The following is a 7,829-nucleotide window of genomic DNA, read 5'->3' as shown; positions in this document are numbered from 1 at the left end:
TCTGCGCTCCGCCTGGCATCCGGGCGGACAGCCGGACTTCGCCTTCGGCCTCTACGACGTCGTTGCCGCCTTCGACCGGCAGGAGCGCCTTGCCTGGGTCATCGCCGCCCGGCCGGAGGCGGAGGACCGCGCCCGCCGCATGGCAGCGCGGCTATCCGTTCCGCCTCCGGAACAATCGGCCGGCCCGGCGCCGCTGCGCTGGCGGTCGGAGCTGTCGCGCCCGGACTATCTCGACCGGGTTGGACGGGTCTTGGAGTATATCCGGGCCGGCGACATCTATCAGGCCAACTTCACCCAGCGCTTCCTTGCCGACGCCGACGCGGGCACGGACGCCTACGCGCTCTACGAGCGGCTGCGCCGCTTCAGTCCGGCGCCCTTCGCCGCCTTTCTGAATTGCGGCCCCAGGCTGAGGCTGGCCGGGGCGTCGCCAGAACGTTTCATCCGGCTGGGCGCCGACCGGACCATCGAAACGCGCCCGATCAAGGGCACCCGCCCCCGTCATGCCGATCCTGCGGCCGACGCCAAGGCGGCGGCGGACCTGTCGGCCAGCATCAAGGACCGGGCGGAAAACCTGATGATCACCGACCTGCTGCGCAACGATCTGGCGCGCGTGTCGACAGTCGGCAGCGTCAGGGTGCCGGTGCTGTTCGGGCTGGAGAGCTTCGCCAGCGTCCATCATCTCGTCTCCGTCGTCACCGCGCGCCTGCTGCCGGGGCTGGGGCCGGTCGATCTGCTGCGCGCCGCCTGTCCCGGCGGCTCGATCACCGGGGCGCCGAAGATCCGCGCCATGCAGATCATCGACGAGCTGGAGGTGGCCCGCCGTGGCGCCTATTGCGGGTCGGTGGCCTGGATCGGCTTCGATGGTGCCATGGACAGCAACATCGTCATCCGCACCCTGTCGGTGACGCCGGATGCGGTGATCGCCCAGGCCGGCGGCGGCATCGTCGCCGATTCCGATCCGGCGGACGAGTATGAGGAGATGCTGGTCAAGGCCCGCGCCCAACTGCGTGCCGCCGGCGAGCTGGCGGGAGGATTGGCATGACGGTCTGGCTGAATGGAAAGCTGCTGCCGGCGGCGGAGGCGCGGATCGACCCGGCCGACCGCGGCTTTACCCTCGGCGACGGGCTGTTCGAGACGATCCGGATCAAGGACGGCAAGCCGCGCCACCTGCCGCGCCATCTCGACCGCCTGAGGGATGGGGTTGGGCTGCTGCGCCTGCAGCTGCCCGACACCGTCGCCGAACTGACCGACGCGATGACGGCGCTGATCGGGGCGACCGGCGTGACCGACGGCGTTCTGCGCCTGACCCTGTCGCGCGGCACCGGCGCCCGCGGCGTGCTGCCGCCGGCCGATGCCCGGCCGACCCTGCTGATGACGGTGGCACCCGCCGCCCACATGACCGCGCCGGTGGCCGCCGTCATCGCCCGCAGCACCCGCCGCAACGAACATTCGCCGCTGTCACGCCTGAAGTCGCTGAACTATCTCGATTCCATCCTGGCCCGGCAGGAGGCGGCGGAGCGCGGCGCCGACGAGGCGCTGCTGCTGAACGCCGCCGGCCGGTTGGCGGAATCGAGCGTCGCCTCCCTGTTCCTGTCCATCGGCGGCCGCCTGCTGACCCCGCCCATTGCCGACGGTGCCCTTCCCGGCATCCGCCGCGCCCTGATCCTGGAGCGTCATGGCGCCGAGGAGGAGGCGCTGACCCCCGACGATCTTGCCCGCGCCGACGAAGCCATCCTGACCAACAGCCTGGGCTTGCGCCCGCTGCTGGCGGTGGATGGCCATCCCGTCGGTGCCGGCTCTCCCGGACCGGTTCTGGCCCGCCTGCTGGCCGATCCGGACCTGTGACTTCGCCACCCAAGGGATTGCGATGATCGAAACCGTGAGTTTCCCTGAACTGACCGTCATCGGCTGCATGGTCGAGGCCAAAGGCGAGGATTTGCCCGCCGCGGTCGCCGCCGCGTGGGAGCGCGTGTTCGCCGCCGATACCGGAACGGCTGCCTTCGCCGCGGTGTCGCTGCCGGCGCAGAATGGTCTGGAGCGCCGGCTGGTCGGTTTCATGGCGGCGAAGGCAAGCGAGATTCCGGACGGCATGGTCCGTGTCGATCTCGACGCCGGCCGCTATCTGCGCACCATGCAGGATGGGCCGCAGGCAGCGGCTGCCGACGGTTTCGCCCGGCTTCATGCCCATGCCCGGGCGGTTGGCCTGACGCTGTCGGGCATCGCGCTCGATTTCGGCTATCGCCCGGGGCAACCGGATGGCCGCCATGAACTGCATCTGGCGCTTGCTCCGCAATTGCCCGCCCTGGCCCCGATCTGAACGCCTGAGGCTGAAAGCGGTCTTAACGATTCCACCCCGCTCCGTGTTGGCGTCCATTGCCAGACGGCGGCGCAAACACTATGATTCCGTCGATGAAACCCGGGTGTCCGCAGGGGCGAGACCCGTACCGCTTGAGACGATCGGAAGACCCGCATGGACGCTAACGACCTTTCGTTGGACGACAACCGCACGCTCCAGGCCATCGGCATCCTGGCCGACGTGCTGGACGGGGTCGAGGGGCCGGGGGGGCTCGACACGGTGCTGGTGTCCAAGGCGCTGCGTCAGGTGATCGCCACCAAATCGCAGCCGGCCTTCGAATTCGCCTCGCGCGCCTTCAACACGCTGGAACCGTCGGTCCGCCGCCAGGTGGCGGAGACCGCCGACGACGCGGCCCATCATGCGGTCGAACTGCGCAGCCGGGTCGGCGGCTTCCTGTCCACCGCCCCCAAGAAGCCGGTTCCCCAGGGGCCGGTGGTCGGCCAGCAGCCGAACTTCATCACCGCGCTGAACCTGCGGTCCCGCCGCCGGCCGAACTCGCCGACCTGAGGCGGTCAGCCGGCGCAACCGGTCCTCTTAGTCCTGGGGGCCATACTCCTGCGGTAGGGCGTCGAACAGCGCGCAGTCCCAATAGGGGCGCGGGCCGAAGCGCTGCACCAGGAAATCGACGAACACCCGCACCTTCGGCGATAGGTGGCGGTTCTGCGGATAGACGGCGTTGACGCTGACCTCCGACGGAACATAACGGTGCAGCACGCTGACCAGCTCGCCGCGCGCCAGCGCCTGCCCGCACAGGAAGGTCGGCGACATGATGAAGCCGACGCCGGCCGACGCCGCTTCGCGCAGCAGGTCGCCGTTGTTGCTGCGGATCGGGCCTGACACCCGGATGCTGCGCGCCTCCCCCTCGACGACGAAGGGCCACAGCTCGGGGGTCGGCACGTTGGTGTAGATCAGGCAATTGTGGTTGTTCAGATCCTCCGGCGTCTGCGGCACGCCGTGCTTTTCCAGATAGGTCGGGCTGGCGCAGCAGGCCATCCGCGCCGGAGCCAGCCGACGGGCAATCAGCGAACTGTCGCGCAGACGGCCGATGCGCACCGCCAGATCATAGCCCTCGTCCACCAGATCGACCGTGCGGTCGTTCAGGTCCATGTCGATCTCGATGGCGGGATAGCGCTCCAGGAACTCCGCCACCGCCGGGGCCAGATGCAGGATGCCGAAACTGACCGGGGCGTTCAGCCGCAGCCGGCCGCGCGGGGCGGCATGCAGGTCGGCGACCGCCTGCTCCGCCTCTTCCAGGTCGGCGAGGATGCGGGTGCAGCGCTCGTAATAGGCCTGCCCGACCTCGGTCAGGCTGAGCTTGCGGGTGGTGCGGTTCAGCAGCCGCGCGCCGAGCCTGTTCTCCAGCTCGCCGATGCGGCGGGAGACCACCGACTTCGACAGATTGAGCCGGTCGGCGGCGGCGGTGAAGCTGCGGGTGTCCACCACCTTGATGAAGGCGAGCATGTCGTCGAGGCGATCCATGGCATTGTTCTACACCCGGAAACAATGAGGTGCCAAGATCCGGGATTACCGGAAGCGCCGCCGCGCCCTATTTCTGGTGTCACCGCCGCGCCGGCACCGGCCGCGGCGGCCGGAATATGGACAACTCATCACGCAACCGAACAGGGAGTGACGACGATGGCGAAGGTTCTGGTCCTCTATTACAGCAGCTGGGGCCATGTGTCGGAGATGGCGCAGGCGGTGGCCGAAGGCGCCCGCTCGGTCGCCGGGACCGAGGTGGCGGTGAAGCGCGTGCCCGAACTGGTGCCGGAAGCCGTCCGCCAGTCCGCCCATTACAAGGACGAGAGCAACGTCCCCGTCGCCACGGTCGATGAACTGGCCCAGTACGACGCGATCATCATCGGCACGCCGACCCGCTACGGCAACATGGCCTCGCAGATGAAGAACTTCCTCGACCAGACCGGCGGGCTGTGGGCCAAGGGCGCGCTGAACGGCAAGGTCGGCAGCGTCTTCACCTCCACCGCCACCCAGCATGGCGGGCAGGAGAGCACGATCCTCAGCACCCACACCGTGCTTCTGCATCTGGGGCTGGTGATCGTCGGCCTTCCCTATTCCTTCCAGGGCCAGATGGGCGTTTCGGAAGTGATGGGCAACTCGCCCTATGGCGCCAGCACCATTGCCGGCGGCGACGGTTCGCGCCGTCCGAGCGCCGTCGAGCTGGACGGTGCCCGTTTCCAGGGCCGCCATGTCGCCGAGATCGCGACGAAACTGCACGGTTGATTCCCGACGCCGGGCAGACAGTGAAGAAGAGGAGAGAGCCGTGGGCCTGCTGATCGATGGACAGTGGCAAGACCAGTGGTACGACACCAAGAAGACCGGCGGTGCCTTCGTCCGCACGGAGGCTCAGTTCCGCGACCGGGTGTCGGCCGACGGCTCTACTCCTTATCGGGCGGAGGCCGGGCGCTATCACCTGATGGTGTCGCTCGCCTGCCCCTGGGCACACCGCACGCTGATCTTCCGCAGGCTGAAGCGGCTGGACGAGGTGATCGGCGTCAGCGTGGTCGAACCGCTGATGCTGTCGGAGGGCTGGATTTTCGGCGAACCGGAGCCGGTCACCGGTGCCAGCCGCCTCTACGAGGTGTATCTGAAGGCCAAGCCCGGCTACAGCGGCCGGGTGACGGTTCCGGTCCTGTGGGACAAGAAGACCGGCAGCATCGTGAACAACGAGTCGGCGGAGATCATCCGTATGCTCAACCGTGAGTTCGACGCCTTCACCGACGTCCGCACCGATTTCTACCCGGCGGATCTCGCCGCGGAGATCGACGGCGTCAACGCCTTCGTCTATGACGCCGTCAACAACGGCGTCTACAAGGCCGGCTTCGCCACCTCCCAGGACAAGTACGAGGCGGCCTTCGACGCGCTGTTCGCGGCGCTCGACGATCTCGACGCCAGGCTGGCGACGCAACGCTGGCTGGTCGGCAACCGGCTGACCGAGGCGGACTGGCGGCTGTTCACCACGCTGGTGCGCTTCGATGCGGTCTATGTCGGCCATTTCAAGTGCAACAAGCGGCGGATCGCCGATTATCCGCACCTGTCGGGCTATCTGCGCGACCTGTATCAGGTCCCGGGCGTGGCCGAGACGGTGAGTTTCGACCACATCAAGCGCCACTATTACGGCAGCCACGCCACCATCAACCCGACCGGCATCGTGCCGAAGGGGCCGGAGCTGGACCTGGATGTGCCGCATGGCCGTGATGGGCTGGGGCCGGATCCGATGGAGGCGTGACGGATCGACACCCCGGCGGCTGTCAGACGGAAACGATGACCGGCTGGGCGAGGAGCAGCGCCAGATCCGGCCGAACCGCCGCGCCATCGAGGACGAGATGGACCGCCGCGGCATCGGCCGCTGAGGCAAGCCGGCCGCCGGGGACCGCGGGTCAGGGTTTGTAGCAGCGGGCCATGTCTTCCGGATTGCCCATCGCCTCGCACTGGAAGCCGTTGGAGAATTTGAAGCGCAGCGGGCCGGTCTTGCGGACGCTGACCACCGGCTTCCTCCCCGCATCCTGGAACTCCACCCAGGCGGAGCTGTCGAAGCGCGTCTGCAGGCCATTGCTCAGCTGCACACGGCCCTGACGGTCCTTGATGACCTGGATGCCGGTGTTGAACAACAGGTTCGGGCCGTCGACCTTCGCCGACAGGCCATTGGTGCAGTTCACCCCCTCCGGCTTGACCGCGACGCATTCGTAGGGGCGGGGCTGGCTGGCGGTAAGAACCATCGCGTAAACGGCGATCTCCAGAACATTCATCGGCATCGGCGTGCACCAGCAGGAAGACGGCGGAGCTTTCCGTCTTACGGACGATGTGGTTACGAAAGAGATAATGTCGCGCTGGCGGTCGAATCTTGCTTGAGCCACACAGGGGCTGGCGCGGAGAGGCTCCCGTGGGGGGTGCTGCCGGCCCCTTGTCCCCGTGACATGATCGCCGTGGCGCCCCGGCGCCTGGACTTGCGCGCCCCGGACCGGTAGAAGCGGTGGCAACAGCCATCCACTTTCGCGACAGGGGGCGGGCGCAATCCCATGACGTTCCAACAGCGTTTGATCCTGCTGGTCACCGGTCTGGTGCTGCTGGCGGTGGTGGCGGTCACCACGGCGATGGCCTTCACCACGCGTGCCGCCCTGACCGAGCGGATCGAGACGGAGGCGCGGCTGGCCGCCGGCCTGCTCGCCCGTGGCGCCGCCCAGGCCCGTGACCTCCCGCAGGACGTCGACGCCCTGCTGTCGGAACGGCTGCTGTCCGAAGCGACGCTGACCGCGCATCTGGTGGCGCTGGCAGAGACGGCCAAGCTGGCGCCCCGTGCCATCAACGACCGGCTGAAGCAGATCGCCGAAGCCGGCGGCCCGGACGAGATGTGGATCAGCGACAACCGCGGCCGGGCCTATCTGCACAATCTGCCCGGCCCCGACCCGCTGTTCGGCCAGGATGCCAAGGGGGGGCCGCGTCACAGCGCCTATGCCGGTCTGCTGAACCGCTCCCCCGCCTCGGTGGTGTCCGAACCGGCGATGGAGAGCGGCAAGCTGATGAAGTTCGCCGGGGTGCCCGGCGTCGACAAGCCGCGCATCGTCCAGGTCGGCGCCGATGTCCGGCGCCTGGGCGACATCCAGCGAAAGTCGGGGGCCGATGGGCTGATCGATGGGCTGATCGCCACCCGCGCGGTGGAGGCGGCGTGGCTGCTCGACCGTGACGGCCGGGTGATGGCTCGCGGCGCGGTGACGGCCGATGGCGCCGGCACGCCGCTGTCCGATGCCGACACGGCTGCCGCCAAGGCGGTGCTGCCCGGTGCGGACATGACCGTCCGCGTCTCGGGCAGCAGCCTGCTGGCCCTGGCGCCGATCAGATATGCCGGCCCCACCGCCGCCGGTGCGGCTGCCGGCCTGCCGACGGTCGCCGCCGTGCGGGTCCCTTATACGGAGCCTGGCGCGATGCTCAGCCGTCAGCTGAAGATCGGCGGGCTGGTCGGCATCTTCGTGCTGGCGCTGGGCGTCTATGCCTGCCTGCGCTTTGCCCGCGACCAGATGGCCCCGGTGGAGCGGCTGAGCGAGGCGGTCAAGGCGGTGGAGGCCGGGCGCTTCAACCCCTTGACCCTGAACGAGGCCGCCGACCGTGACGACGAGTTCGGCCGCCTGTCCCGCGTCTTCCGCCGCATGGCGATGGAGGCGAACGCGCGCGAGGAGACCCTCGACGCCCAGCTGGTGATGCGCGGGGCGGAGCTGGAAACCAAGAGCGAGAAGCTGGCGGCCGCCGAACAGCTGATCGAGGACGAGCAGCGGGCTGCCCGCGACGTGCAGTCCGGCCTGCTGCCGCGCCAGCTGCCGGTCGGCCGTGACAGCCAGTTCTACGGCATCCTGGTGCCCGGCCATGCGGTCAGCGGCGATTTCTACGACGTGATCGAACTGGACGAGCGCCACAGCCTGCTGGTGCCGCAGGCGTGTCGGGCGGCGGCGTGCCGGCCGCCTCC

The 7,829-nt window shown here is 68.8% G+C and carries 10 protein-coding genes; 8 read left to right on the top strand and 2 right to left on the bottom strand.

From position 1 onward, the window contains the following. The 4 genes from pabB to I71_RS15205 form a co-directional block, all read left to right on the top strand. Positions 1 to 1,042 (top strand): aminodeoxychorismate synthase component I (gene pabB / locus I71_RS15220; protein ID WP_042695696.1); only part of this gene is annotated, 1,042 nt, incomplete at its 5' end. Then, on the top strand, positions 1,039 to 1,845 hold the full coding sequence (locus I71_RS15215) for an aminotransferase class IV (RefSeq protein WP_042695695.1): 807 nt from the start codon (positions 1,039 to 1,041) through the stop codon (positions 1,843 to 1,845). The genes pabB and I71_RS15215, both read left to right, overlap by 4 nt. A 22-nt stretch (positions 1,846 to 1,867) precedes the next feature. Then, positions 1,868 to 2,317, top strand: coding sequence for a hypothetical protein (locus tag I71_RS15210; protein ID WP_042695694.1), 450 nt, complete (start codon positions 1,868 to 1,870; stop codon positions 2,315 to 2,317). A 153-nt stretch (positions 2,318 to 2,470) separates the two neighbouring features. After that, positions 2,471 to 2,863 (top strand): hypothetical protein, encoded by a 393-nt coding sequence (locus I71_RS15205; protein ID WP_042695693.1) that lies wholly within the window; start codon positions 2,471 to 2,473, stop codon positions 2,861 to 2,863. A gap of 27 nt (positions 2,864 to 2,890) precedes the next feature. On the opposite strand, the gene I71_RS15200 is transcribed toward I71_RS15205, so the two are convergent. After that, positions 2,891 to 3,835 carry a LysR family transcriptional regulator gene (locus I71_RS15200; protein WP_042695692.1) on the bottom strand — a complete coding sequence of 315 codons (945 nt, stop codon included), beginning with the start codon at positions 3,833 to 3,835 and terminating at the stop codon, positions 2,891 to 2,893. A gap of 156 nt (positions 3,836 to 3,991) precedes the next feature. Between I71_RS15200 and wrbA the strand changes: the two genes are divergently transcribed. Genes wrbA through I71_RS38300 form a run of 3 tightly spaced genes read left to right on the top strand, consistent with a single transcriptional unit; the run spans position 3,992 to position 5,724 of the window. Beyond that, a complete protein-coding gene (wrbA, locus tag I71_RS15195) occupies positions 3,992 to 4,594 on the top strand; it encodes an NAD(P)H:quinone oxidoreductase (RefSeq protein ID WP_042695691.1) in 603 nt (200 codons plus the stop codon). Between the two features lie 40 nt (positions 4,595 to 4,634). Further along, positions 4,635 to 5,600 (top strand): glutathione S-transferase family protein, encoded by a 966-nt coding sequence (locus tag I71_RS15190; RefSeq protein WP_042695690.1) that lies wholly within the window; start codon positions 4,635 to 4,637, stop codon positions 5,598 to 5,600. Beyond that, positions 5,560 to 5,724: a hypothetical protein gene (locus I71_RS38300; protein WP_159107387.1), complete on the top strand. Its 165-nt coding sequence runs from the start codon at positions 5,560 to 5,562 to the stop codon at positions 5,722 to 5,724. Before I71_RS15190 ends, I71_RS38300 begins: the two co-directional genes overlap by 41 nt. Positions 5,725 to 5,751: 27 nt before the next feature. Here the strand turns inward: I71_RS38300 and I71_RS15185 are convergent, their stop codons facing one another. Beyond that, positions 5,752 to 6,126, bottom strand: a complete 375-nt coding sequence (locus tag I71_RS15185; RefSeq protein ID WP_042695689.1) for a hypothetical protein — start codon at positions 6,124 to 6,126, stop codon at positions 5,752 to 5,754. Between the two features lie 264 nt (positions 6,127 to 6,390). On the opposite strand from I71_RS15185, the gene I71_RS15180 reads away from it, so the two are divergent. After that, the coding region (locus tag I71_RS15180; protein ID WP_244433855.1) for a HAMP domain-containing protein at positions 6,391 to 7,829 on the top strand (1,439 nt) is incomplete at its 3' end.

This window comes from Azospirillum sp. B506, from assembly GCF_000333595.1.
Taxonomy (GTDB): domain Bacteria; phylum Pseudomonadota; class Alphaproteobacteria; order Azospirillales; family Azospirillaceae; genus Azospirillum.
The sequence above is the reverse complement of the archived record's forward strand: the minus strand, read 5'-3'. Positions and strand labels throughout refer to the sequence as shown.